Origin of the sequence: Hominilimicola sp. (assembly GCF_046972485.1) — a bacterium.
Taxonomy (GTDB): Bacteria; Bacillota; Clostridia; order UBA1381; family UBA1381; genus Hominilimicola; species Hominilimicola fabiformis.
In genome coordinates, this window is sequence record NZ_JBKVWU010000001.1 from 52,345 (window position 1) to 76,595 (window position 24,251).

24 protein-coding genes and 4 tRNA genes are annotated in these 24,251 nt (G+C 39.8%); 9 read left to right on the forward strand and 19 right to left on the reverse strand.

The features are described 5' to 3' along the window. Positions 1 to 172: 172 nt before the first annotated feature. From ACLTU0_RS00100 to ACLTU0_RS00115, 4 genes are all read left to right on the forward strand, one after another. Positions 173 to 248 (forward strand) — tRNA-Val (locus ACLTU0_RS00100). Between the two features lie 28 nt (positions 249 to 276). After that, positions 277 to 353 (forward strand) — tRNA-Asp (locus ACLTU0_RS00105). Positions 354 to 356: 3 nt separating this feature from the next. Then, positions 357 to 432: transfer RNA gene (locus ACLTU0_RS00110), tRNA-Phe, on the forward strand. A gap of 28 nt (positions 433 to 460) precedes the next feature. Continuing rightward, positions 461 to 535 (forward strand) — tRNA-Gly (locus ACLTU0_RS00115). 87 nt (positions 536 to 622) lie between these two features. Here the strand turns inward: ACLTU0_RS00115 and ACLTU0_RS00120 are convergent. Continuing rightward, positions 623 to 1,981 carry a PLP-dependent aminotransferase family protein gene (locus ACLTU0_RS00120; protein WP_412320900.1) on the reverse strand — a complete coding sequence of 453 codons (1,359 nt, stop codon included), beginning with the start codon at positions 1,979 to 1,981 and terminating at the stop codon, positions 623 to 625. 136 nt (positions 1,982 to 2,117) lie between these two features. Here ACLTU0_RS00120 and pdxS point away from each other — a divergent pair, with 136 nt between their 5' ends. The 3 genes from pdxS (at position 2,118) to ACLTU0_RS00135 (ending at position 3,837) form a co-directional block, all read left to right on the forward strand. After that, on the forward strand, positions 2,118 to 2,990 hold the full coding sequence (gene pdxS, locus ACLTU0_RS00125; RefSeq protein WP_412294337.1) for a pyridoxal 5'-phosphate synthase lyase subunit PdxS: 873 nt from the start codon (positions 2,118 to 2,120) through the stop codon (positions 2,988 to 2,990). Next, positions 2,990 to 3,556, forward strand: coding sequence for a pyridoxal 5'-phosphate synthase glutaminase subunit PdxT (gene pdxT / locus ACLTU0_RS00130; RefSeq protein WP_412275725.1), 567 nt, complete (start codon positions 2,990 to 2,992; stop codon positions 3,554 to 3,556). The genes pdxS and pdxT overlap by 1 nt, the downstream gene beginning before the upstream one ends. Positions 3,557 to 3,642: 86 nt before the next feature. Next, entirely contained in the window at positions 3,643 to 3,837 is a 195-nt protein-coding gene (locus ACLTU0_RS00135) for a hypothetical protein (RefSeq protein WP_412275728.1), read from the forward strand. Here ACLTU0_RS00135 and ACLTU0_RS00140 read toward each other — a convergent pair. The 6 genes from ACLTU0_RS00140 to ACLTU0_RS00165 are packed head-to-tail and all read right to left on the reverse strand — an operon-like array spanning position 3,825 to position 7,796. Continuing rightward, positions 3,825 to 4,412: a 4'-phosphopantetheinyl transferase family protein gene (locus ACLTU0_RS00140; RefSeq protein ID WP_412275730.1), complete on the reverse strand. Its 588-nt coding sequence runs from the start codon at positions 4,410 to 4,412 to the stop codon at positions 3,825 to 3,827. The two genes, ACLTU0_RS00135 and ACLTU0_RS00140, sit on opposite strands and share 13 nt — an antisense overlap. Next, positions 4,409 to 5,116, reverse strand: coding sequence for an NAD-dependent protein deacylase (locus tag ACLTU0_RS00145; protein ID WP_412275732.1), 708 nt, complete (start codon positions 5,114 to 5,116; stop codon positions 4,409 to 4,411). Before ACLTU0_RS00145 ends, ACLTU0_RS00140 begins: the two co-directional genes overlap by 4 nt. A 25-nt stretch (positions 5,117 to 5,141) precedes the next feature. After that, positions 5,142 to 5,885 (reverse strand): 16S rRNA (uracil(1498)-N(3))-methyltransferase, encoded by a 744-nt coding sequence (locus ACLTU0_RS00150; protein WP_308455746.1) that lies wholly within the window; start codon positions 5,883 to 5,885, stop codon positions 5,142 to 5,144. Beyond that, the gene (locus ACLTU0_RS00155; RefSeq protein ID WP_412275734.1) at positions 5,878 to 6,774 is read right to left on the reverse strand and encodes a dipeptidase; all 897 of its coding nucleotides are present in this window, start codon (positions 6,772 to 6,774) and stop codon (positions 5,878 to 5,880) included. The genes ACLTU0_RS00150 and ACLTU0_RS00155 overlap by 8 nt, the downstream gene beginning before the upstream one ends. A gap of 15 nt (positions 6,775 to 6,789) precedes the next feature. Further along, a complete protein-coding gene (locus tag ACLTU0_RS00160) occupies positions 6,790 to 7,146 on the reverse strand; it encodes a YraN family protein (RefSeq protein ID WP_117965449.1) in 357 nt (118 codons plus the stop codon). 2 nt (positions 7,147 to 7,148) lie between these two features. Further along, a complete protein-coding gene (locus ACLTU0_RS00165; protein WP_022228935.1) occupies positions 7,149 to 7,796 on the reverse strand; it encodes a ribonuclease HII in 648 nt (215 codons plus the stop codon). Positions 7,797 to 7,881: 85 nt separating this feature from the next. Between ACLTU0_RS00165 and ACLTU0_RS00170 the strand changes: the two genes are divergently transcribed. Then, positions 7,882 to 8,442 carry a DUF4364 family protein gene (locus tag ACLTU0_RS00170; protein ID WP_022228936.1) on the forward strand — a complete coding sequence of 187 codons (561 nt, stop codon included), beginning with the start codon at positions 7,882 to 7,884 and terminating at the stop codon, positions 8,440 to 8,442. Here ACLTU0_RS00170 and ACLTU0_RS00175 read toward each other — a convergent pair. The 4 genes from ACLTU0_RS00175 to ACLTU0_RS00190 are packed head-to-tail and all read right to left on the reverse strand — an operon-like array spanning position 8,419 to position 10,697. After that, entirely contained in the window at positions 8,419 to 9,105 is a 687-nt protein-coding gene (locus ACLTU0_RS00175; protein WP_022228937.1) for an LrgB family protein, read from the reverse strand. The genes ACLTU0_RS00170 and ACLTU0_RS00175 overlap by 24 nt on opposite strands. After that, positions 9,098 to 9,469: a CidA/LrgA family protein gene (locus ACLTU0_RS00180; RefSeq protein ID WP_412320901.1), complete on the reverse strand. Its 372-nt coding sequence runs from the start codon at positions 9,467 to 9,469 to the stop codon at positions 9,098 to 9,100. Before ACLTU0_RS00180 ends, ACLTU0_RS00175 begins: the two co-directional genes overlap by 8 nt. A 44-nt stretch (positions 9,470 to 9,513) precedes the next feature. Beyond that, on the reverse strand, positions 9,514 to 9,990 hold the full coding sequence (locus ACLTU0_RS00185; RefSeq protein WP_022228939.1) for an S-ribosylhomocysteine lyase: 477 nt from the start codon (positions 9,988 to 9,990) through the stop codon (positions 9,514 to 9,516). Beyond that, positions 9,987 to 10,697, reverse strand: coding sequence for a 5'-methylthioadenosine/adenosylhomocysteine nucleosidase (locus tag ACLTU0_RS00190; RefSeq protein WP_022228940.1), 711 nt, complete (start codon positions 10,695 to 10,697; stop codon positions 9,987 to 9,989). The genes ACLTU0_RS00185 and ACLTU0_RS00190 overlap by 4 nt, the downstream gene beginning before the upstream one ends. 148 nt (positions 10,698 to 10,845) lie before the next feature. On the opposite strand from ACLTU0_RS00190, the gene ACLTU0_RS00195 reads away from it, so the two are divergent. Beyond that, a complete protein-coding gene (locus ACLTU0_RS00195) occupies positions 10,846 to 11,472 on the forward strand; it encodes a 3'-5' exonuclease (RefSeq protein ID WP_022228941.1) in 627 nt (208 codons plus the stop codon). A gap of 328 nt (positions 11,473 to 11,800) precedes the next feature. Here the strand turns inward: ACLTU0_RS00195 and yfcE are convergent, their stop codons facing one another. The 8 genes from yfcE to iorA all read right to left on the reverse strand — a co-directional run bounded on the left by yfcE (position 11,801) and on the right by iorA (position 24,084). Then, positions 11,801 to 12,316 carry a phosphodiesterase gene (gene yfcE, locus ACLTU0_RS00200; protein WP_412320903.1) on the reverse strand — a complete coding sequence of 172 codons (516 nt, stop codon included), beginning with the start codon at positions 12,314 to 12,316 and terminating at the stop codon, positions 11,801 to 11,803. A 12-nt stretch (positions 12,317 to 12,328) separates the two neighbouring features. After that, positions 12,329 to 13,027, reverse strand: coding sequence for a metallophosphoesterase (locus tag ACLTU0_RS00205; RefSeq protein ID WP_412320905.1), 699 nt, complete (start codon positions 13,025 to 13,027; stop codon positions 12,329 to 12,331). A gap of 104 nt (positions 13,028 to 13,131) precedes the next feature. Further along, on the reverse strand, positions 13,132 to 19,644 hold the full coding sequence (locus ACLTU0_RS00210; RefSeq protein WP_412320907.1) for a sugar-binding domain-containing protein: 6,513 nt from the start codon (positions 19,642 to 19,644) through the stop codon (positions 13,132 to 13,134). A 229-nt stretch (positions 19,645 to 19,873) separates the two neighbouring features. Then, entirely contained in the window at positions 19,874 to 20,308 is a 435-nt protein-coding gene (locus tag ACLTU0_RS00215; RefSeq protein ID WP_022229942.1) for an ACT domain-containing protein, read from the reverse strand. Positions 20,309 to 20,324: 16 nt separating this feature from the next. Further along, entirely contained in the window at positions 20,325 to 21,632 is a 1,308-nt protein-coding gene (locus ACLTU0_RS00220) for a phenylacetate--CoA ligase family protein (RefSeq protein ID WP_412294326.1), read from the reverse strand. 14 nt (positions 21,633 to 21,646) lie between these two features. Beyond that, positions 21,647 to 21,769: a hypothetical protein gene (locus ACLTU0_RS00225; protein ID WP_337869917.1), complete on the reverse strand. Its 123-nt coding sequence runs from the start codon at positions 21,767 to 21,769 to the stop codon at positions 21,647 to 21,649. Positions 21,770 to 21,779: 10 nt separating this feature from the next. Further along, on the reverse strand, positions 21,780 to 22,340 hold the full coding sequence (locus ACLTU0_RS00230; RefSeq protein WP_412294324.1) for an indolepyruvate oxidoreductase subunit beta: 561 nt from the start codon (positions 22,338 to 22,340) through the stop codon (positions 21,780 to 21,782). A 1-nt stretch (position 22,341) separates the two neighbouring features. Next, positions 22,342 to 24,084 carry an indolepyruvate ferredoxin oxidoreductase subunit alpha gene (gene iorA / locus ACLTU0_RS00235; protein ID WP_412294323.1) on the reverse strand — a complete coding sequence of 581 codons (1,743 nt, stop codon included), beginning with the start codon at positions 24,082 to 24,084 and terminating at the stop codon, positions 22,342 to 22,344. Positions 24,085 to 24,251: the final 167 nt, after the last annotated feature.

Genomic DNA, 24,251 nt, shown 5'->3' on the forward strand with positions numbered 1-24,251 from the left:
GTAATATTATACACCATAAAAACATAAAAATAAATATAAATATCAGTCAAAAATAACCAAAAAAAATCTTTTTTAAAAAAATAAAAATTTTTTTTGAAAAAGTGTTGACAAAGTAAAAAAGGTCTGCTATAATAGTCAATGTTGTTGGCCGACACAACAGGTCAGCGCAAATGGGAGTTTAGCTCAGCTGGGAGAGCGTCTGCCTTACAAGCAGGATGTCACAGGTTCGAGCCCTGTAACTCCCACCAAATACACTTTATGAAAATAAAGTGTTATGGCCCGGTAGTTCAGTTGGTTAGAACGCCAGCCTGTCACGCTGGAGGTCGTGAGTTCGAGCCTCATCCGGGTCGCCATATGCCTTTGTAGCTCAGTCGGTAGAGCAAGGGACTGAAAATCCCTGTGTCGGCGGTTCGATTCCACCCGAAGGCACCACTTCACAATTCTATGAATTGTGAAAAATGCGGGAGTGGCTCAGTGGTAGAGCGTCACCTTGCCAAGGTGAACGTCGCGAGTTCGAATCTCGTCTTCCGCTCCATTAAAAAAGCTCCGATTTTATCGGAGCTTTTTTCAGATTGTCGATAAATTGTCCGGAACGTGCAAAATATTATTTTTATATTTTAATTTATATAAATTTATCAAATATACTTTTCAGTAATTCAATATCATCATCTTCCGCACCGGCATAGCCTATGATGATTGAATTGCTTTTTTTATTTTCAGTCATATAATAATCGTCCATATCGTAAAGTTTCACGTCACATTTTAGAGCATACTCTATTATTTCCTTTGCCTTATCCGTTTTAACGACTATATGAAGTCCGACTCTTTCACCGCTTATATCTGCGTTACCGAGCGACTGGATAATCTTATCGCGTCTTTTTTTATAGATATTTTTCACTCTGCTCAAATGTCTTGAATAGTACCCTCCCGAAATAAATTTATTTAACGTATGCTGTTCAAATCGCGGAACGGTTGACGAATATGTACCGAAATGCTTGTCGAATTTTTCAAGCATTTTTTTCGGAAGTACCATATATGCAATTCTGATTGACGGTGCAAGAACTCTTGAAAACGTGCTTAAATACACGACTTTATCACTGCTTGCAAGTCCCTGCATTGCGGGAACAGGCTTAATCGAAAAATTAAACTCGCTGTTATAATCGTCCTCAATTATATATCTGTCCTCCCCTTCTTCCGCCCACGAAAGAAGTTCCATTCTGCGCCATACAGGCATTACCGCACCTGTCGGGAATTGGTGTGACGGTGTGACATACACTACATCCGAATCTGTTTGTTTTAAACAATCCGTACAAAGTCCGTTTTCATCTACGTCTATATAATTTATTTTTCTGTTGTTGTTTCTGAGTATTGCCGATATTTTTTTATAACCGGGATTTTCAACGGCAAACACTTTATCTCTGTCAAAAAGTTCTGTAAGGAGCATTGTCAAATACTCAATACCCGCACCGACTACAATCTGCATAGGCGAACATTTTACTCCGCGAAATTCGTGCAAATATTTTGCAATACTCTCTCTCAATTCATAATCGCCCTTTACATTTCCGGAATTAAGATACTCCGGTGTTGAGTACATAACCTCCTTTGAAAGCTTTATCCAAGTCGAATACGGAAACGAATTTATATCGACTTTATTTGTCTTAAAATCCGCCTTATATGCTGTTACACTCTCTTGTTCTTCTTCATATTCAAAGTTTCTGTCACCAACGGGAATATCAACCTTGCAAACATAAAAACCGCTCCTTGCAACCGCTCTTAAATACCCCTCCTGTACCAAAATCGAATATGCTGTTTCAACGGTATTTACGCTTATTCCGAGATATTTTGCCAGTGCTTTTTTTGACGGCATACGCTCATTTTCTTTAATATTTTTATTTTTTATTTCATCTGCGACATACGAATAAAGCTGTTCGTAAAGCGTTTTTTTTGACGCTTTATCGGCTGTAAAAATAAAGTTAAACATAATCTGACCCCATAAAAAACTTGTATTTTGGCACTTTTAATAGTGTCAATCAGTGGTATAATTATAACCAATCCCAGGGAAAAAGTCAACAGACGGCTGATTTATTTAAGCCGATCAGAAAGGAATGTTAATAACTATGTCAACACAAATGGAACTAAACAGAAACTTTGCCCAAATGCTAAAGGGCGGAGTAATTATGGACGTAACAACACCTGAACAAGCTAAAATTGCCGAGGAGGCAGGCGCTTGTGCTGTAATGGCTCTTGAACGTATCCCTGCCGATATTCGTGCCGCAGGCGGTGTGTCGAGAATGAGCGACCCTAAAATGATTAAGGGTATTCAAGACGCAGTTTCAATTCCTGTTATGGCGAAGTGCCGTATCGGTCACTTTGCAGAGGCAAGAATTTTGCAAGCAATCAAAATTGACTACATAGACGAAAGCGAAGTGCTTTCACCTGCCGACGACAAGTACCACATCAACAAGAACGATTTTAAAGTACCTTTCGTATGCGGTGCAAAGGATTTGGGTGAGGCGCTAAGACGTATAAACGAAGGTGCGGCTATGATAAGAACAAAGGGTGAACCGGGTACAGGTGACGTTGTTCAGGCAGTACGTCATATGAGAATGATGATGTCTGAAATCAGACGTATTCAAAATATGTCGGAAGACGAACTTTATGAGGCTGCAAAGCAACTTCAAGTGCCTTACAACCTTGTTGAATATGTTCACGAAAACGGTAAATTGCCTGTTGTAAACTTTGCCGCAGGCGGTGTTGCAACACCTGCCGATGCCGCACTTATGATGCACCTCGGTGCAGAGGGTGTATTCGTAGGCTCGGGTATATTCAAGTCAGGCAACCCTGCAAAAAGAGCGTCTGCCATTGTTCAAGCCGTTACAAATTACACTGACGACAAACTTCTTGCAGAGCTTTCAGAGGATCTTGGCGAAGCAATGGTCGGCATAAACGAAAACGAAATTGCACTACTTATGGCGGAGCGTGGTAAATAATGAAAATCGGTATACTTGCACTTCAAGGTGCATTTATTGAACACAAACATTCGCTTGACGCACTTGGTGTGGAATCATTTGAAATACGTCAAAAAAAAGACATTGAAAAACCGTTTGACGGTCTTATTATCCCGGGCGGAGAAAGTACGGTAATCGGCAAACTTCTTCACAAGCTCGATTTATATGAGCCGATTAAAAATATGATTGAAAACGGTATGCCTGTTTTCGGTACTTGTGCCGGACTTATCGTTCTTGCGAAAAATATTGAGGGCGAACAGGCACACATAGGTACTATGGATATTACCGTAAGACGCAACGCATATGGCAAGCAAATCGACAGTTTTTCCGAAGAAGTCGTTATCCCAGAAGTATCGGATAAACCGTTTCCGCTTGTATTTATCCGTGCACCGTGGATTGACAGTGTCGGCGATAACGTAAAAATTTTGTGTAAGCTGAACGGTCATATAGTTGCCGCAAGAGAAAACAATATGCTTGTAACTTCGTTCCACCCCGAACTTACAAAAAATCTTGATTTTCACAAATATTTCATAAATATGATAAAATAGAAAAAATCCCGATGACATAATTCATCGGGATTTTTATAATACTAATACTGCTCCGAACTAAATTTGAGCAGAAAGGTTATGATGTTATGAAAAGGAAATATCCGAATCACGTTATTTTCCGTAACAGTAATTTTGACTTTGACGTATGCAATGCCATATCCGCAACTGACTGTACAGGGCTTATTCCGTGGGCGCCTAACAGTGAAGATCAGCTTGACGCTTATGACGAAATTGTAAACTACTCACCCGAAAGTGCAAATATCTACAACTACGACAAATAGCAGACAAACATTTTATAATCGTCTTCTCCAACCGAATACTCTTTAAAGCAATATGTTTTACCGTCATACCGGGTTGTATCGGAAAGCACCGAAAAGCTGTTTAACGGAATTGTAAGTCCGGTACCGATTGCCTTGACAAAGCTTTCTTTCTTTGTCCACACCTCAAAAAACGCATTATTTTTATCGGCTGAACAATTTATATATTCGGTTTCTTCCGCCGTAAAAAATCGTTTTGCCAAATTCATATCACATTCTCGCAAGTGCTGTATGTCAATGCCAACATCTTTGTTATGTACGGCACATACCGCATATCCGCCGGAATGTGATAGATTTACATACAAATCTTTGTTTTGCGTTAAGTAAAGTTTTCCGCCGTTTTCTGTGTCCCACTTTACCGTTTTTTTTATATCACCGTTCACCGCATAATTTAGCAGCAGTTCCGCACCTATTGACTGTGATTTTTTATTTGTCTTTTTTAACCTATTGACTTTTTCAATTCGTTTTTGCGACAAATACTTAAACCATTTTTCATCATCGGCATTTATGCTTTTGACGTTCATATAATATACTTTCATATTTTAAGACTTCCCAAAACTTCGCCTATCGGCTCGCTTATAACAAGATCGGCATTTTTATCGGCAGAAGTGGCGGCTTTATTGATAATAACAAGTTTACTGCCTTTGAAGTAATTTATAAACCCTGCCGCAGGATATACGTTAAGCGATGTACCTCCGATTATAAGTACGTCCGCATTACTGATATACTGCACCGATTTTGTGATTGTATCGTCATTTAACATTTCTTCGTACAGCACAACATCAGGCTTGATTATACCCCCACATTCGCATTTCGGCACGCCCTTGCTGTTTTCAATATAATCAATATCGTACGATTTTCCGCAATCCATACAGTAGTTTCTAAGAGTCGAACCGTGAAGTTCAAGCACGTTTTTACTGCCTGCCATTTGATGAAGTCCGTCTATGTTCTGTGTTATAACCGCTTTTAACTTTCCTTTTTCTTCAAGTTTTGCAAGTGCAATATGTGCCTTGTTCGGCTTAACACCTTTTACAATCAGCTTGTCACGATAAAATTTGTAAAATTCCTCCGTATTATTCATAAAAAACGTATGACTTAAAATTGTTTCCGGCGGATAATCGTATTTCATATTATAAAGTCCGTCAACACTTCTGAAATCCGGTATACCGCTTTCTGTTGACACACCTGCACCGCCGAAAAATACAATATTGTCACTTGAATCAATTATCTCTTGTAAAGTCATTGCAATCATCTCCTAAAACATGCTCTCAGTTTATATCGCCTATCTCATACATTGTCATTGCCAAAACCGCCTCACCGGCTGTTTCCGTACGCAGTATTCTCTTACCGAGCGTTACTGTATCTATACCGCTTGAATGAAGTTTTTCGGTTTCGCTTAAATCAAAACCGCCCTCCGGACCTATGACAAATCCCACCGACTTAACGTCACTTTTTGAAGTTAAAATCTCTTTCAGTGTTTTCTGTTCTTCACATTCGTACGGCACAAAAAACAAATCAAATTCTTTTGATTTTTCAATCACTTCATTGATAGTCATAAATTCAGACACTGTCGGAACAATACCCCTGCCCGACTGTTTCGCCGCCGATTCGGCAATCTTTTGCCAACGGTCAATTTTCTTTTTCTCGTCCTTTTTATTGTCTATTTTCACAACACATCTTGAAAGTTTCACAGGCACAATTTCGGATATGCCAAGCTCCGTTGTTTTCTGAATGATGTACTCCATTTTGGACGCTTTTGGAAGTGCCTGAAAAAGTGTAACCTTTATATTCGGCTCTGTTTCGCTCTTTTGTCTTGATACAATATTCAAAAGAATTTTCTTCGGCTCTATCGTATCGATTTGAGCGTCATAATCCGTTCCCTGTCCGTCACACACCGTAACATTATCACCTTTTTCAAGACGGAGTACCCTTGAAATATGCGTTACGTCCTCGCTGTCTATTATAATTTGATTATCTGATATTTTATCTTGTGTTACAAAAAATTTAGGCATTTTCAAAAATCCTTTCAAAATTTCTATGACTTATTTTCTCTGCTTGTTCTTCAGTATAACCCCTTGCAAGCAGTCTGTCAAATATTTTATACATATCTTCAACACCGCTTATACCTTCGGGCAGACAGTCAACGCCGTCAAAATCCGCACCGATACCGATATTATCCTCACCGCCAAGCTCCATAAAATGCTCAATATGCTTTACAATATCGTCAATACCGCATTTATCTCTGTTCGTTAAAAACGGCGGATAAAAATTCACTCCGACGCAACCGCCGCTGTTTTTAATAATTTTAAATTGTTCGTCTGTCAAATTTCTTTTATGGGGACATATAAAGTCCGAGCAAGAATGTGTTGCGACAATCGGCATTTTTGTTACCTTTGCAATATCGTAAAATGACTTTCTGTTAAGGTGTGAAACGTCTATAAGCATACCGATTTTATTCATTTCCGCCACAACCGTTTTTCCGAAATCGGTCAGTCCTCTGTTTTCGTCACTTTCCAACGCACCCGAAGCAATATGATTTGAATAGTTCCATGTTAGTGCCGCGATTTTTACGCCGAGCCTGTGATAATTGCGAAGTGCCGAAAGTGAATATATCCCCTCGCCGCCCTCAATGCTTAAAACAGCTTTAACATTATGCGGTAGATTTTGCATGTGCGTGTGGAATGTATCTGTTAAATTCATTGTTCTCTCCGCACCGCACGTCTTATATATCGGATCTATAAAGCAAGCAAAAACTTGCGTATAGCTTTTATATTCCGACATTCTTTTTAAATCAACATGACAGTCATTTTCATTAAGGCTTTTACCGTCATCACGCACGCAACACAATGTATCGCAATGTGTGTCAAATACGGAATAGTTGTTTTTAGTGTCCCTATTCATTTTAGTGTCCCCTTATTAAAAAGCATTTTCAATATGATTAACTTTAACAAGAAATAATTCTCCGTTTTTCTCCTCATAAAATACTTCTATCACATCAAATCGCATATCGGTATTTTCCACATCTGCATAAACCATTGCGGCTTTTTTCACTCGTTCCTGCTTTTTGCGGTCAACATATTCGCTCGGCTCACCGAATAAATTACTCTTTCTCGTCTTTACTTCCACAAAAACAAGTCCGCCGTCCTTTGCGGCGATAATATCAATTTCGCCGAATTTCAAACGGTAATTTCTTTCAAGTATTAAGTAATCCATTTCAACAAGATAATCCTCTGCCGCCTTTTCTCCGAAATCTCCTATTTCCTTTGTCGTCATAATCATTCTCCCAATAATTTTCTTAAAAATGTTCTTCTGTGTATCGGACACGGACCGTATTTTAAAATAGCCTCATTGTGTGCCTTTGTGCCGTAACCCTTATGCTTTTCAAAGCCGTACTCGGGATACTTTTCCGCCATTTGACATATAAATCTGTCACGGCTCACTTTTGCCAAAATAGATGCCGCCGCTATTGAAATACTCTTACTGTCACCCTTTACAACCGTTTCGTGCGGTATTTCCATTCCGCTTATTCTGTTACCGTCTATAAGCACAAAATCGGGTGCAGTGCTGAGTCCGTTTACCGCACCGTTCATTGCCTCGTACGTTGCGTTTAAAATATTTATTTCGTCAATTCGTTTTTCGTCCACACTGAATATATTATATGCGATTGCCTTTTCGGTTATTTCTTCAAACAATTCTTCTCTCTTTTTTTCGGAAAGTTTTTTTGAATCGTTTATTCCTTTGATTATAATGTCATTCGGAAGTATAACCGCCGCCGCGTATACAGGACCGGCAAGCGGACCTCTGCCTGCCTCGTCAACTCCCGCAACAACCGTATATCCATTATCGCGGCAATTATGTTCATACTCATACATCGCCTTTACGCGTGCAATTTCTTCTTCCTCTGTAAGTTTCTTTCTCGGCATATTTTTTCTCCTGATTTCTATTTACCTCTACCAATTTAATATTAAATGTGTTATACTGATATTAAATACACGGAGGTGATTTTTTATGTTGTATCAAAGGGAAATTAACGATCCCGTTTTAATACAATTTATTATTCTTTATACATTAAATCAAGCAAAAGATTATGTTCCGTACAATAATCTTATAAACCTTGTTCTTGATAATTGTAACATTAATTTTCAAGATTTTCAAGTCGCACTTGATAATCTCGAACATACACATCACGTTAAAACCTTTCTTGAAAGTGAACACAACGAAAAATATAAAATAACAAAAAAAGGTATGAATGCAAGTGACCTTTACACTCCAAACATACCTGTTTACATAAAAGAACCTATTGATAATTCTATCAATGAGCTTTTAAATACCGAAAAAGTCCGTAATTCCGTACGCAGTAAGATTACCCGTATACGCAAAAACGAATACAGCGTCGAATGTGAGCTTTACGACGATGACGACACCAACCTTTTAAAGCTTTCACTATATGCCGGCTCGCGTGAAGAGGCGGAACGTATGGCTGTGTATTTCAAGAATGAGCCGAATATCGTTTACGAAACAATTCTTACTGCTTTTAACGAAGAATTACATCATATTAGCGAAGATTGAAGCTGATATGACAGTCATAAGTCCTGCAACCGCAACCGAAAGACTGCTCATTGCTCCCTCGATTTCACCGATTTCAAGAGCCTTTGTTGTACCGATTGCGTGGGACGCAGTTCCTATCGCAAGACCTTTTGCAACAGGCTCTTTTATTCTGAAAATTTTCAAAACCGCCTCAGCGATTATATTACCGAGTACGCCTGTTATGATAATTACCGCAACGGTTATTGTCTGTATTCCGCCGAGTTCTTCACTCACGCCCATTCCTATTGCCGTTGTGATTGATTTCGGCAAAAGCGTTACATACTGTTCATGCGTAAGTCCGAACAAATACGACATCAAAAGTATACTTCCCATACTTGCCAAAACTCCCGCAAGTATGCCTATAAACACTTCCTTTGCGTGTTCTTTAAGCACGGATATTTGACGATATAGCGGTATTGCAAGGCAGACCGTTGCAGGTGTTAAAAGATAGCTTATATACTTTGCACCGCTGTTATACGTTTCATAATCAATGTGAAATATCTTTATAACCGCGATTACAAAGATTATTGATACAAGCAACGGATTTAAAACCGAAATTTTCTTTCTTAAAAATATTCCTATCAAATATCCCACAACGCTGATTACCGCACCGAAGAATATGCTGTCTGTCATTATATTATTCATCTTTTTTGCCCTCTTTCTTCTTGCCTGTTTTCATAATCAATTCAGTCGCTTTGCCCGTAACCGCCATAACCACGATTGTCGATATGATTGTTATAACGACAACCGGCAAAATCATATCTTTCAAATCGCCCCAAGCCGTTACAAGTCCGACGCCGCCCGGAATAAACATAAGCGGCATTATTTCAATAAGAAAGTCCGAAGTTCTTTCAACGTGTTCAAGCTTTACAACCTTTGTACACAAAAGTATAAGCATTATTATAAGTCCGTATATGCTCGCAGGTACGGGAATAGGTATAAAATAATGCAACAATTCTCCGACAAATGTAACAACCAATATTATAAATAATTGATAAATGTATTTCATAAAAATTCACTCCTACCGTGTTCAAATAAAAAAGGAATACTTCATCAGCATCCCCTTTGGTTTACATCATCATACGTTATTATGTCGTTTATATCACGAATAGCCTCAAGGTATTCTCTGCACGCTTTCTTTGCACAATCAAGATTAAGTGTTTTATAATTTCCGCACTCAATCTCACTCGCTCCGAAAACTTCGCCGTCGTGTTTAATTGTCTTTGCCAAAATATCTTTTACCGTTTCAAGAACTTTTTCTTTCGGAACCACATCGCGTACAAGCAAGTAAAAACCTGTTTGACAGCCCATAGGACCGAAATATAACACTTCATTCTTTATATCAGAATTTCTTACGAACGTTGCAAGCATATGCTCAATCGTGTGCATTGTCACATTATCAAGCACCGTTCCGCTGTTCGGTTTACAAAAACGTAAATCGTATGTCACTATATCTACATCAACTCTTGATACATAAATTCCCACACCGAGTTTTCTGTGGTCAACTTGAAAGCTCTTTATTTTATTCACTGTAATTTTCCTCCGTTTATGCTGTTTAAAAGTTCAAGTATAATCTTGATTGAATTTGCCGCCGCCATTTTTGCAAATTCGGGATAATCCATATGTGAATCGTCGTTTGCGCCGTCCGATATTGCACGCAGTACACCGAAAGGCACACCGTTCATATAACAAACGTGTCCGATACTTGCGCCCTCCATTTCAGCGGCAATAGCACCGAAATTATCTTTTATTCTATCTCTTTGTTCCTGTTTGCTGATGAATTGGTCGCCCGAAGCAATAACACCTCTTTTTGATGTTATTGTGCCTACCTTGCTTACTGCCTGCTCCATTAAATCGGCAAGCTTTTTGTCACAAGGTATATTCACAAGATTAATTCCAGAAATCAAGCCGACAGGGTCACCTATCGGTGATGTGTCCATATCGTGTTCAACAACGCTGTCCGCAACGGCTATGTCGCCGATTTTAAATTCTTCCGAAAGTCCTCCGGCAACACCCACGTTTATCATAATGTCAGGCGAATACTTAAGTATCATAGTCTGTGAGCAGACCGCCGCATTTACCTTACCGACTCCCGCAACCGCAACAACCGTTTCCACGCCGTTAATATTGCCTTTATAAAAATCAATAGTGCTGATTGTTTCCACCACTGCATTGTCCATAAGTCCTTTTAATGCCTGAACCTCAAGGTCCATTGCACCTATTATTCCAACAAGCATATATGTCACTCCTAACTTTCTATCTATTATATAACTAATAAAATTGCCTGTCAATTTATGTTCTGTACAAATAATTACTCTTTTTTGCTTTATCCTTTGACATTCGGCAAAAAAAGTTGTATAATGATATGACGTTAGGAGAGATTATATGGATTTTGTAGCTATTGACTTTGAAACCGCCACATCAAATTATACAAGCGTATGCAGTCTTGGTATATGTGTGGTGGAAAACAACAAGATAACTGACAGAAAAGAAATTCTTATTAAACCCGAACCGTTTGAGTTTAATGATTATAATATAAAAATACACGGAATTACACCCGATATGGTTGTGAACAAGCCTACGCTTGCGGATTATTGGGATAAGTTAAAGCCGTATCTTGACCACAAAACAGTTATTGCACATAATGCAGGTTTTGATGTCGGTGCACTTTGTGCGACTTTGGAGCATTTTAATATACCGTTCCCGACTTTTGATTATTTGTGTACGGTGAAATTGTCGCAAAAAGCATATCCCGAACTTCCGAGTCATAAATTAAATAATCTTTGTGACGCACTCGGTATTCATTTTCATCATCACCGCGCTTATGATGACGCATATGCCTGTGCCGCGGTTATGGTTAGAATACTTGAAGATTACAGTCTTTTGAACCTTGATGAGGTTGAGGAATGTTTTGAAATGGAAATCGGCCACCTTACTCCCGATACTCATTTGAAGTGTAAAAAGAATAAGAAGAAACAAAAGAAAAATTCAAAGAAAGCCGTCAATGAATGACGGCTTTTTTGATGTTAAATTGTTGTTAGCCACCCCTCAGTCGTTTCACGACAGCTCCCCTCAAGGGGCGCCTTAAAAGCCTCTCCTTAAGGATAGGTGGCACGAAGTGACGGAATGGCGGCAAAAAGGACGTCGTGGTGCCGTCCCTTATGAAGTGAATGCGATTTTCGGGCGACCGATGATCACCCCTACAACACCACACAAAAAAAGGGCGACCGATGATCGCCCCTACGAACAATGTTTGCCCCGTTTTTTGGAACTCAATGCACTGTCCCATACGAAGTGAATGCTGTTATAATCTACCATACAAGCAACTTTCTCTGCTCCCTTATTTCAATTCTTTAATTTTAAATTCACCGTTTTCGTATATCATATATGTATGCGGATTACCGCCTTTCGGGATTGAAACAGAACCGGGATTTAAGTATGTAAAATCGCCCATATCATCATTTGCCAGGATATGTGTATGACCGTTCACAAGGTAATCTCCTTTTTTTATCGGAGGCAAATTATTCGGATTGTATTTGTGTCCGTGAGTCAAATACAAGGTCTTTCCGTCAACGAATATAACCGCATAATCGGCAAGTACGGGAAATTCAAGCACCATTTGGTCTACTTCCGTATCGCAGTTACCTCTTACGCAAAGTATCTCGTTTTTAATGCCGTTTAAAAGTTCAATAACCTTTTTCGGTGCGTAATCTTTTGGCAAATCGTTTCTTGGTCCGTGATAGAGTATATCGCCGAGCAAAATCAACTTTTCTGCTTTTTCTTCTCTGTATGCCTCAACTGTTTTTTGAGCATAGTAGTACGAACCGTGTATATCTGACGCAAACATTAACTTCATAATTCATTTCTCCTAATCATGTAATTTTATCGGATCAAATCCCAAGTAATCGCCCGAAACAAGTTTATATTCAATTCCGTTTATTGTCCCCTCAACCGCGTTTCTGTGAGCCGCCGCATGAAGATGACCATAGATACACTTTGTTACAGGGTACTTTTTCATCATTTGTACAAATTCATTTTCCTTAAGCGAAACAGGCATTGGCGGATAGTGCGTGAACACATATATTTCATTACATTCCTTTACGCTGTTTAGTGACAATTCAAGTCTTAAAACTTCCCTGTCAAAAATCTTTCTGTCCTCACCGCCGAAATTATCCCAACCCGGATTTATCCAACCGCGAGTACCGCAAATTGCAACGTCCTCATACATAAACGAATTATTCTGTAAAAATTCTATATCATCAAAGCCATGCTCTGCGGTAAACTCACGCAATTTATTCATTGTCGTCCACCAATAATCATGATTGCCTTTAAGCAAAATCTTTTTACCGTTCAATTTATGCAAATATTCAAAATCTTTAACACTCTGTTCAAGATACGTTGCCCACGAAAAATCGCCCGGCAAAACAACAACATCATTTTTCTTTACGACCGACTGCCAATTATCCGCCAGACGTTCAACGTAATTTTCCCAAGCCTTACCGAATATATCCATCGGCTTGTCTATCCCGAGCGGAAGGTGTAAATCCGCAATAGTATATAATGCCATACATTTTCTCCTTAAAATTTATGATTATTATTATACCTCAATTTTTTAAATAAATCAAGAAAAAAGGCACTCCGTAGGAGTACCTCTTTTCGTGTCGTGTTGTATTATTCTGCAACAGTTTTTACAACTGTGTGAACACCGTTTATGTTACCCGACAGCTTAATCTGCATTCCTGCCTCATAAGCCGGAATTGTCAATGCGTTATCGGCAATATCTGTCGCTGTAATCTGTGTAAAGTATAGAATATCTTCACTCTTTACATCTGTTTCGTCAGCATCTTTCTTCAGTGCCAGAACAACAACTTTTGCACCTGTATCGAATGCAGGAATGTTTGCAACATTTACCGATGTACCGTTCTTAGCCGCTGTCATATTTTCATCAACTGCTGTTTCTCCATCTGATGACAACTTTGTAAGAACAAATGCGTTGAACTTATCATTCACCTTATCAAATGTATCCGGTAAATCCAAAGACATTGTTACCTTATTTGCACCGATTGTAAGTTGATCGCCGTATGCTTTCTTTAATGCGATTGATGTAAGTGCGCCGAGATTATTATATGTTGCCGCAACGAATGTAACTTCATCACTGTAGTTAAAGTTCTTTGTAACATCAATTCTCTTAAACTTAGTCATATCTTCATCTTCAAAACCAAACTTATTGATTTCAAATATATCCGAAGACTTAATTGTAAGTTTCTTGCTGTCATTCATACCGCCGCTTGTTGATGACACTCTTACATATACATCTTGAGCGTCTGCCATTGCGTCAATGCTAATCTTACCTGACGCGTCAATAGTAATCTTGTCACTGCCCAAAGGATACTTGTTCTCTGCGTCATAAATATCATACTTAATCAAGTTTGAATTTAGGTAAGGGAATTCAATACCCTTTCTTGACGCCTTTGTTGATGCCTGTGCGCTGCCGCCTGCAAGAACTGTCTGTGCATCAACTGACAATGTCAGCTTATCAGGAGCTACGTTAAAGCTCATTACGTTATCTACGCAAGTACCTGCACTGATGTTGATATGATTTGCAGAGCTATCTGCAAGATTACGAAGCGCACAAGTCAAGATGTACGGCGTGCCTTCCGCACCTGTTTGAGGATTTACTCTCTTACCGTTTTCGTCATACTTATAAACTGTCATTACTGCATAAGCATTTGCGTTACCCGTTGAACACATAACCTGTACATTGTACCAAGAATCCTTATCAACAGTCATTGATCCGACTGTCTTGTTACTTGCACCAAGTGCATTCAATGTTGTGCCGGAACTTGAAAGCTGTAAGCCAAGCTTACCCTTATCGTTACTGAATACTGTCCAGCCGGCACCGTCCTTTGCGAACTTCATATCAGCCGAGTAAATAACGTCTGCTGATGTATTTGCAGGAAATCCTACAAAATCATAAGCGGCTGTTACATTGTAATAAGCCGAACCGTCCCATGAACCTTCTTCAAGAGTTACACCTGAAACGTATTCTTCACAAGCGTTTGATGAAACGTATGTATCTGTATACTTATCTTCATTACCTGTGTTCATATTTGCAGGAAGTATCTGTACTTTAACAGTACCTTGAACACTGCCCGACTTATTTGTACCTCTTACTGTGATTGTTTGAGGTACGGCGTCTTCTGTAACGCTTAGTACGCCATCATTTGTGATTGTGATATTTTTGTTGTTTAATGCTCTCAGATTTGCCTCGTTGCAAACAATGTACTTCAAGTCACCGTCACCCGGTGTTACTGTAGCACCGTCAAGTGATGCAACTGCTGTAATCTGTGTATTTTCACCTACTCTTACTGTTGCTTTATCAGCTGATAGAGTAAGTGTATCGTATGTATCTGTTGATGTGTCCACTGCGTCTACATCAATAGTCTTTGACGCATATACGCCGTTTGCCGCTGTTGCACGAACTGTAATCTTTTGCTTTGACGCATTTGCACCGATTGTAAGCAATCCGCTTTCTGAAATTGTTATGTTTTCATCGTTCAGAACTGCGTCATTTGCCTCGTTATATACTGCCCATGTTACAGCAGGAGCTGTGATGTATTGGTCAAGTCTTGTTGCACCGTAAGTGAACAACATTGTTTCACCGGCTTTGATTGTATCGCTTGAACTGTCAAGTGAAATTGTATCTGCGCCAAGATTGTACAGTGCTATATTATCAACACTTGTATTTGCAAGTATGTTTAGATGTGACACACCGTTTCCGTTAGATGCTGCCATATTTCTAAGAGGCATACCCGTAACCTTTTGTACAAAAGTCTTTGTACCGTCTGAACTGTACTTCCATACATACATATCAACATTTGCGTCAGATGCACTGTAACGTCCTACAAGTGCGATATGATACCATGTATTTGTATCTGCACCAATCTTTGTATCTGTATAATCCTTGCCGCCTCTTTGCATTTGAATTGTACCGTTTCTGAATACAACCGCACCTGCAACTTTCTTATCACCTTTATCTTCCGGTGTAAATCCTGCGCCGTCTGCGTCAAATCTTACGTCAAGTGAAATCATTACGTCAGCCTTTGTATTGGCAGGATATGCACATTCACTTTCAAGACAATATTCACCGTACTTATTATTGCCGTATGAACCTGTCTTGATATACTTTGTTCCGTCAGGAGCACCATTTTCGATTGTTGCGGCTACAACTTTATCACCCGTGATTGATGTAAGTGTACTTGATTCACCATCCGTTGACGCTGCCAAAGTATCAAGTGTTTGAGGTGTACCTACTGTTGAATCGTCCGCAAACAATCCCACAATGCCGTCCACGATTGAATTCTTAACACTTGACAGGCTCAAAAGTGCATTATCGCCGTCATCTTCTTTGCTGAACAATGCTGTTGTGTCTGCTTTTTCGCTTTCGCCGATTACAACCGGTTTGCAAATCGGTGTAGCCATATCGCTTTTCCATAGCATAACCTTCATATTGTCTGTTGTTACAAAGCTTGATGATACAGGATAATCATTATACGCACCGCTCTTATCAAGTGTAACTTTCTTTGTATCAATGCTCTTTAGAGTTTTATCTGCGTTATAGCTTGCGAAAATCAAGTTTGCATTTTCAATAGCGTCTACAGCCGTAACTCTTGCTGTGCCGTTAGCATATTCAAGAACTGCATTTGGAGCATTTTCTGCGTTGTATATTACGTTAGCAGTCTTTGTATTTGTGTTCATATTGTAACTTACACCGTCAAGGTAGCCAAGTACAGCACCTATATCCGATACAAGTTCACCGTCTTTATACTCAATCTGAGCATTTAACAGGTTCTTGTCAACACCCTTGTTTACAAACAAAGTTGTTGAACCGTTTTGAATATCAATTTGTGTGTAACCGTCTTTCAAACCGCCTGTGATTGAAACAATCGGCAAGCTGCCGTCTGTGTATGACGGAACGTCACCCTCTGTTTGAATTGTGTATTCAATATTCGGATTGACTTTCTTTAAAGCCTCCAAAGTCTTGATTGCGTCACACAATACGCCTGTTGTTGTATCAGGTCTGTACGGTGATTTTGTATATCCTGTTATTGCTGTGCCGTTAAGCTTCATTTCATACTTATCAACGTCTTCGTCAGGGTCGATTGTGTATGTATTGCCGTCATCTGAGAAATCAGCAGTTGCACTGCTGCCAAGCGTCTTTAGTGACGGAACTGTTTGTTGAATTACCTGTGCAACGTCGCCTTGTGCAAATGAACGTTGCATTTTTGTTGTCAAACCGCCTGTCATTTCAAGGTCATCTGTTGAGTTGATTGTAGCCGTTACAGGCGCTTGACCTTCAAGAGATGCTGATAGAGTAATTGCACCTGCATTTCTTGTTGAACGAACAAATATTCTGTTTGTACCACATTCTGCATAGCAGTAATCAGTGTTGTTTGTTGTAATCTTGTCGCCTACACCGCTGTTGTAACCGCCAAGAAGAACACCTTCACCGTTTAATGAAAGATTAATCTTGTCATATGCAAGCGGACAAGTGTTTCCGTCTTTATCTACTACTGCAACGTCAAAGTATGCAATATCACTGCCGTCTGCGATAAGTCCGTCAGGGCCTGCAACAGGAGTAATCTTCAATGTTGTTGCCTCGCCTGTTGTTGAGATATAGTCTTCTGCAACAACTTCATCTCTTGCGTCATATGCAACAGCCTTAACTGTACCCGATTCTGTTACATCAATACCTGAAAATGAATATATAAATGTGCTGTCAGGCTTTGTTGATGTACCCTTTAGCTTATCATTAACGTAAAGTTCAACCTTTGAAAGACCTGCCGAACCGATAACGTAAACTGTCTTGTTCTTAGGATCACGTTTGCCGTATTCGCCTGTTTCTTCCCAATATGTACCGTTGTACGACTTTAGCGGATAGTTGTATGTATCGTCGCTAAGCTGCGGATAATTCCAGTGACCTACGATATGCAATTTAGGTGTCGTTGACTGAATTGTCTGCATTGTATAGAATACGTCTTTCTTTATTCTTACAGGGTCAACCTTACCTGATGTACGGCAGTTTTCAGTACCTGTGTTTCTGTTGTGCATATTTGAGTCTGACCATACCATCATAGCCGCAGCCGAATAATAATCATTACCTGTTGAGCCGCCTACACGGTCTGAATAAAATTCGTTATATGCTCTTGCGTCTACCAATGAGAAATCTTCTGATGTAAGGTCGTGTATATCGTAACCGTCCGTCTTTGACGCACCTGAACCAAGCCACTTGTTTCTGTAATCATAGTCCGGTGGTGAGAAGTCATCCCATACACGTCTTGGGGCCTCTTCACGGGCATATTCTGTTTCCATAATAGGAACGTACTTCTTTATAGCCGCCATAGATGCCTTTGCATTGCTTGCATGTCTGTTAAGCATTGTGCCGACATAATCAGCCGCTTGAATTTGGTCTGTTGATGAAATTGTACGGCAACCGCAGAATCTTTCACCGTTAGGGTCAAGATTATTCTTTAGGTCTGTCATTTCCTGTTGGTGCGCCGCTGTAACTGCGTTGTTACCTGTTTCCCAGAAAATTACCGATGGCGAGTTTCTGAAATAAATCATTGCGTCACGCATTGCCTCAACACGCTGATCCCATGATCTTCCGTCAACGTCAGCCTCTTTATCACCTGCCGGACACGCCGATACTACACCGTACTTATCACCCGAACGAATTTGTGACGGCTTCGGCGCAACGTGCATCCAACGGATAAAGTTTGAATTTGATTCCTTTATCCATTGCATATCAAGGTCTTGCAACCAATCGTTTGCCACACCGATTACAGCCCACTCATTTGTTGAACGCTGTGCGTAACCTGTAAGCCATACAGGCTGGTCGTTAATCTTCAGACCGCCGTCGTTAATATCATATTCAACCTTACGAAAACCTGTTGTTGTCTTTTGAACATCAAGTACGTTTCCTTCGCTGTCCTTTAGGACTGTATATACGTCATATAAGTTCGGAGAATCAGGACTCCAAAACTTCATATCTTCACATTTTGCACTTGCAACAATTTTTGTTACGTCAACAGTTTCTGTGCTTGTCGGTTCAGGACTATCGGCATAAGCGTCGTCAGGTACTGTTGTCATAAAGTGAGAATCTGCACCTGTATCTTTTGCTGTCTTAACTGATGTTGCGTCGCTTTCAAATGAATATCTCAAATAAGGTTGCTTTGTATGGTCTGCGTCAGCGTCTGTTGAGTCCTTGTTAGGATCAACCATTTCAACGACATTTACTTCCAAAGTAACGTCCTTATCCGTATCTTCATTTCTTACTTCGCCCTCAACTGTGATTGTTGCCGACTTTCCTCTTATATCAAAGTCTGTCGCATAAATATAGTTACCTTTTGTTTTAAGATTATTGTATAGCGGCAAAGTCTGATAAGTCTTACCCTTTGCGTAAAGAATTACGTCACCTGTGATACCGCCTTGAACTTCGTTGAAGTCTTTTGTGTTCCATTGATAACCGTTACCGTCTGCCGCACCCGGTTCACTGCCCGGTTTTGTTTCTTTTGTTACCTTTGTTGTGTCAGACTGACCTCTGTCAGCCGCGTTATCTGTCGCAACTGCTATAAGGTTGTCTTGACCCGGTTTAACATAGTCTGTAATATCAAAGCCTGTTGCCGCGATACCTGCCTCATAGTAACCGACCATTTCGCCGTTTACATATAGGTAAACAGAGTTTCTTACCGCCTCAAATTCAAGGAAAAATTTCTTTCCCGCATCTGATTCAGGGATTGTTATATGCTTTCTGTAAAACATAAAACCTCTGTAAAGTCCTGCCTCACCGGCATCGTAACAAGCACCGTCAAATGAATCTTCCGCATTTATCGGATGCGGTACACTGACCGTATCCCAATCGCTGTCATCATAATCTGCATCGTAAAAGTTCTTTCCGTCTTTTGCAACGCTTGCCGATGCCTTAGCAAGCGGATATTCACTTCCGTCTGCCGCTTTTTTGAACTTCCAGTCGACGTTCATATTATATGTAACCGCCGGACTTTCCGGTTCTTCGTATACAGCAGAAGTCAGTTCTTCGTCTGCAAAAACCGGAACTACCGCTAATGACAACATCATCTGTAATGCCAACAGCAGTGAACAAAAAATACTTATTTTTTTCTTCATTTTTCATTTCCTCCTCTTTTATATGCTTTAATGATTGATTTAATTATATCAAATTTTAAACATTAAAGAATTGCATATCTTGTTTTAAATATTGCAAAAATTGCTTTTCTTTGTGATAACTGTATAGCTTGTATATTTTAATATTGATTTTTTGTGCATTTTTACATGCAAAAAGAGCAGTAACCCTAGATTACTGCTCTTTAAATATCGTTATTTTGCAAAAGTTGTTTTACATTCTGTAAACTTCTTCAGGTGAAACAACCGTTACATTTTCGTCTTTAAGCACTTCAAGTGCCTTTTCGGGATTTTCAACACGAACAATTACAAGTGCGCCCTTATCGCTCTTACCGATAAATGCGTACATATATTCAATCGAAATACCTGCATTTTTAAGTTTTTCAATTTCACCCGCAAGTCCGCCCGGTTTATCAGCAACCGCAAGTGCAATAACGTCCGTAACCTTTACGACAAGATTATTGCTCTTTAGAATTTCAGCCGCTTTATCCGGATCGTTTACAATCATTCTCACAATACCGAAATCAGTAGTATCCGCAATCGACAATGCACTGATGTCGATACCGTTCTTTCCTATTACATTAAGTATATCCGAAAGTCTGCCCGATTTATTTTCCACAAAAACAGATATTTGTTTAATCAGTTTCATAGCTTTTACCTCCCTATTAATCGTGAAGTTTACGGTTATCTATAACTCTCTTTGCCTTACCCTCACTTCTTGTGATGGTTTTCGGCTCAACAAGCGTTACCTTTGCGCCAAGTCCCAACGTACTGCGTAATTTTGCAACGATATTCTTTTCAATCGCCGCAACAGACTTAACATCATCAGAAAGCAAGCCCTCCGACATTTCAACTTGTACTTCAAGAGTATCTGTGTTATTTTCTCTGCCGACAATAATCTGATAGTTAGGAGTAATATCGCCACCGATTTTCAAAAGTACTTCTTCAATCTGTGACGGGAATACGTTTACGCCTCTTATAATAAGCATATCGTCGGTTCTTCCTGCAGGTTTCTTCATTCTTACAAGTGTTCTTCCACATTCGCATTTTTCATAATCAAGTACGCATAAGTCACGCGTTCTGTAACGCATCATAGGCATACCCTCTTTTGTAATCGTTGTGAAAACAAGTTCGCCGAATGAGCCGGGAGGAAGTACTTCTTCCGTATCAGGGTCGATAATTTCAGGAATAAACATATCTTCACAAACGTGCATACCATTTTGAGCAGAACATTCATAAGATACACCGGGGCCTGTGATTTCGGTAAGTCCGTATACGTCATATGCCTTTATACCAAGCGACTGCTCAATCTGATGACGCATATCTTCCGTCCAAGGCTCTGCGCCGAATATACCTGCTTTTAGACTAAGTTGGTCTTTAACGCCCATTTCGTTTATTGTTTCACCAAGATACATTGCGTATGACGGAGTACAGCAAAGGTGAGTTGCACCGAGTTCAATCATAAGTCTGATTTGTCTTTCGGTGTTACCCGATGATGTAGGGATTGTCATAGCACCGATTCTTTCAGAACCGCCGTGTGCACCCAAACCGCCTGTGAACAAACCGTAACCGTATGACACCTGAACAACCGAATTTTCATCGCCGCCTGCCGCCGCAATCTGTCTTGCCATACAGTCTGCCCACATATCAAGGTCGTTTCTTGTATAACCGGCTACAATCTGTCTGCCTGTTGTACCCGACGATGCGTGTATTCTTACAATATCCTTTTTGTCTGCCGCAAAAAGGTCAAACGGATAATAATCTCTCAAATCCTGCTTTGTTGTAAAAGGCAACTTTGCAAGATCTTTCAGTTCTTTTATATCCTCAGGCTTTACACCCTTTTTATCCATTCTTTCTCTGTACATCGGAACATTTTCATAAACATTCTTTACTTGTTTTTGAAGTCTTTCAAGCTGAAGTTTCTCAATCTCGTTTCTGTCCATTGTTTCAATTTCCGGCTGATACATTCCCATTGGGTACATCTCCTTTACTTTTTCTTTTTGTTTCTTATAAGCACTACCGCTATAACAGCCCAAACAACAATGATTGCGACTGTCCAACCTATATAGGTAGTGAATAAATCATGTAGAGTTTTAATCAATACTTGCACTTTTTACTCCTTAAAGTTCATATCCAAGTTCAAACGCTTTAATATTGACATCAAGGAATTTTTCCGGAACAGTTTCCTTTATAACGTCAATCCAAACATTTTTATCTACGTCCATACTCTTTGCCAAAAGTCCGATTAAAACTACGTTTACAGCCTTGATTGTACCTGCCTTTTCCGCAAGAGAAAGTGCGTCAACAGCCTGCAAATTAATCTTTGCACTAAGTTTTTCTTCAATATTTTTAGGATATTCCATAGCACCTGTGATTACAGGCATAGGATTCATTTTTTGAGTATTGGCAATCATCTTACCGCCTTTTTTCAAATAAGGCAAAGCACGCATAGCCTCAAGCATTTCAAATGCCAAAATCAAATCCGCCTCACCGCGGTCTATAATAGGTGAATAAACCTTATCACTGTACTTTACATATGTAACAACACTGCCGCCGCGTTGGCTCATACCGTGAACCTCGCTGACTTTAACGTCATAACCCTCTTTAATTGCAACCTTACCAAGTATACGGCTTGCAAGAAGTGTACCTTGTCCGCCGACACCGACTATCATTATGTTCATTCTACTTTTCCTCCTTTTCAATCGCACCAAACGGACAGACATTTGTACATAGTCCGCAGCCGTTACACTGTGTTGTGTCAATCTTAACAGTATCGCCGTCTAATGAAATTGCAGGACAGCCGAGTTTCATACACATCTTACACTTCTTACACTTGTCTGTTATGTGACAGTGACCCGAATACTTTTTACGCATATTCGGAAGAAGTGCGCAAGGTCTTTGTGCGATAATAACCGAAGGTTCTTCTCTTTCAACTTCTTCTTTTACGACCTTTTCAAAATTCTTTACGTCAAACGGATCTGCAACAACAACGTGTTCAATACCTATTGACTTGCAAAGTGTTATCAAATTAACTTGCTTTGTTTCTTCCTTACGGATTGTGTAACCTGTTGTAGGGTTATCCTGGTGACCTGTCATACCTGTGATTGAGTTGTCAAGGATAATAACAGTATTGTTACCCTTGTTGTATACAATGTCAACAAGACCTGTAATACCCGAGTGCATAAATGTTGAATCGCCGATTACAGATACAAGTTTCTTATTAAATTCGGCACCTCTTGCTTTTGCCATACCGTGTGCGGCACTGATTGAAGCACCCATACAAATTGTTGTATCAACGCTTTGCAAAGGAGGTGTTGCACCAAGTGTATAACAGCCTATATCGCCCGAAACAACAAGACCGAGTTTCTTTAGTACATAGAATGTACCTCTGTGCGGACAGCCTGCACACATTACAGGAGGACGAACAGGTGTAGGCTCGTCTATAACGTCAAATTCAGGTGCGTCTATATCCAAAACGGCTTTCTTTATCATTGACGGTGTATATTCGCCTTGAAGTGTAAATACGTCCTTGCCTATTACATCAACTCCGACGCTCTTACAGAAATCTTCGATAACAGGGTCAAGTTCTTCGATAACGAAAACTTTATCATACTTTGACGCAAATTCTTTTATCTTCTTTTCAGGCAGCGGATAAACTATACCGATTTTCAAATAATCAGCCTTATCGCCAAGTGCTTCTTTTGCATACATATATGCGATACCGCCTGCGATAATACCGATTTTTGAGCCGTTTTCTTCAACTCTGTTAAGAGGTGATGTTTCAGCCATTTCCTTTAGTGCGTTTATTCTGTCCTCAACGACAACGTGACGCTTTATCGCATTACCGGGCATCATTACATACTTCTGCGGATTTTTCTCGTAATCCTTTAATGCAACTTCCTGCTTTTCTTCTTCCTCAACAAGACTCTGTGAGTGAGAAACTCTTGTTGAAAGTCTTAAAAATACAGGTGTATCGTATTTTTCGGAAAGTTCATATGCAGTCTTTGTGAACTCCTTACATTCTCCGCTGTCAGACGGCTCTAACATAAGTATTTTAGACGCCTTTGCATAGTGACGTGAATCCTGTTCATTCTGTGATGAGTGCATACCTTGGTCATCGGCAACGCACAATACAAGACCGCCGTTTACTCCTGTATAGCTTGCAGTGAAAACAGGGTCAGCCATTACGTTAAGTCCGACGTGTTTCATACAAGACATACTTCTTGCACCGGCGATTGACGCACCGATTGCAACTTCTGCCGCAACCTTTTCATTCGGCGCCCATTCAACGTATATATCGTCATATTTAACTATATTTTCTGTAATCTCGGTACTCGGTGTGCCGGGATATGAGGAAACAACGCTTACACCGGCCTCATAAGCACCGCGTGCAACCGCTTCATTTCCAAGCATTAACTTTTTCATCATGTAATCCTCCTCGTTATTTAACCATTATTATAATTTTAACAAAATTCGCCTCTATCGTCAAGTACATTGTAGAAAAAAGCAACAAAATATATTATACTTTCATATTAAAATACCCATTTGTATTAAACAAATGGGTATTAGTTCGGATTTTTCACGTTTCAAAC

Bases quoted from the DNA above. Each gene is read 5' to 3' on its own strand.
- ACLTU0_RS00120 (WP_412320900.1), bottom strand. From the start codon at position 1,981: ATGTTTAACTTTATTTTTACAGCCGATAAAGCGTCAAAAAAAACGCTT.
- pdxS (WP_412294337.1), top strand. From the start codon at position 2,118: ATGTCAACACAAATGGAACTAAACAGAAACTTTGCCCAAATGCTAAAG.
- pdxT (WP_412275725.1), top strand. From the start codon at position 2,990: ATGAAAATCGGTATACTTGCACTTCAAGGTGCATTTATTGAACACAAA.
- ACLTU0_RS00135 (WP_412275728.1), top strand. From the start codon at position 3,643: ATGAAAAGGAAATATCCGAATCACGTTATTTTCCGTAACAGTAATTTT.
- ACLTU0_RS00140 (WP_412275730.1), bottom strand. From the start codon at position 4,412: ATGAAAGTATATTATATGAACGTCAAAAGCATAAATGCCGATGATGAA.
- ACLTU0_RS00145 (WP_412275732.1), bottom strand. From the start codon at position 5,116: ATGACTTTACAAGAGATAATTGATTCAAGTGACAATATTGTATTTTTC.
- ACLTU0_RS00150 (WP_308455746.1), bottom strand. From the start codon at position 5,885: ATGCCTAAATTTTTTGTAACACAAGATAAAATATCAGATAATCAAATT.
- ACLTU0_RS00155 (WP_412275734.1), bottom strand. From the start codon at position 6,774: ATGAATAGGGACACTAAAAACAACTATTCCGTATTTGACACACATTGC.
- ACLTU0_RS00160 (WP_117965449.1), bottom strand. From the start codon at position 7,146: ATGACGACAAAGGAAATAGGAGATTTCGGAGAAAAGGCGGCAGAGGAT.
- ACLTU0_RS00165 (WP_022228935.1), bottom strand. From the start codon at position 7,796: ATGCCGAGAAAGAAACTTACAGAGGAAGAAGAAATTGCACGCGTAAAG.
- ACLTU0_RS00170 (WP_022228936.1), top strand. From the start codon at position 7,882: ATGTTGTATCAAAGGGAAATTAACGATCCCGTTTTAATACAATTTATT.
- ACLTU0_RS00175 (WP_022228937.1), bottom strand. From the start codon at position 9,105: ATGAATAATATAATGACAGACAGCATATTCTTCGGTGCGGTAATCAGC.
- ACLTU0_RS00180 (WP_412320901.1), bottom strand. From the start codon at position 9,469: ATGAAATACATTTATCAATTATTTATAATATTGGTTGTTACATTTGTC.
- ACLTU0_RS00190 (WP_022228940.1), bottom strand. From the start codon at position 10,697: ATGCTTGTTGGAATAATAGGTGCAATGGACCTTGAGGTTCAGGCATTA.
- ACLTU0_RS00195 (WP_022228941.1), top strand. From the start codon at position 10,846: ATGGATTTTGTAGCTATTGACTTTGAAACCGCCACATCAAATTATACA.
- yfcE (WP_412320903.1), bottom strand. From the start codon at position 12,316: ATGAAGTTAATGTTTGCGTCAGATATACACGGTTCGTACTACTATGCT.
- ACLTU0_RS00205 (WP_412320905.1), bottom strand. From the start codon at position 13,027: ATGGCATTATATACTATTGCGGATTTACACCTTCCGCTCGGGATAGAC.
- ACLTU0_RS00210 (WP_412320907.1), bottom strand. From the start codon at position 19,644: ATGAAGAAAAAAATAAGTATTTTTTGTTCACTGCTGTTGGCATTACAG.
- ACLTU0_RS00215 (WP_022229942.1), bottom strand. From the start codon at position 20,308: ATGAAACTGATTAAACAAATATCTGTTTTTGTGGAAAATAAATCGGGC.
- ACLTU0_RS00220 (WP_412294326.1), bottom strand. From the start codon at position 21,632: ATGGGAATGTATCAGCCGGAAATTGAAACAATGGACAGAAACGAGATT.
- ACLTU0_RS00230 (WP_412294324.1), bottom strand. From the start codon at position 22,340: ATGAACATAATGATAGTCGGTGTCGGCGGACAAGGTACACTTCTTGCA.
- iorA (WP_412294323.1), bottom strand. From the start codon at position 24,084: ATGAAAAAGTTAATGCTTGGAAATGAAGCGGTTGCACGCGGTGCTTAT.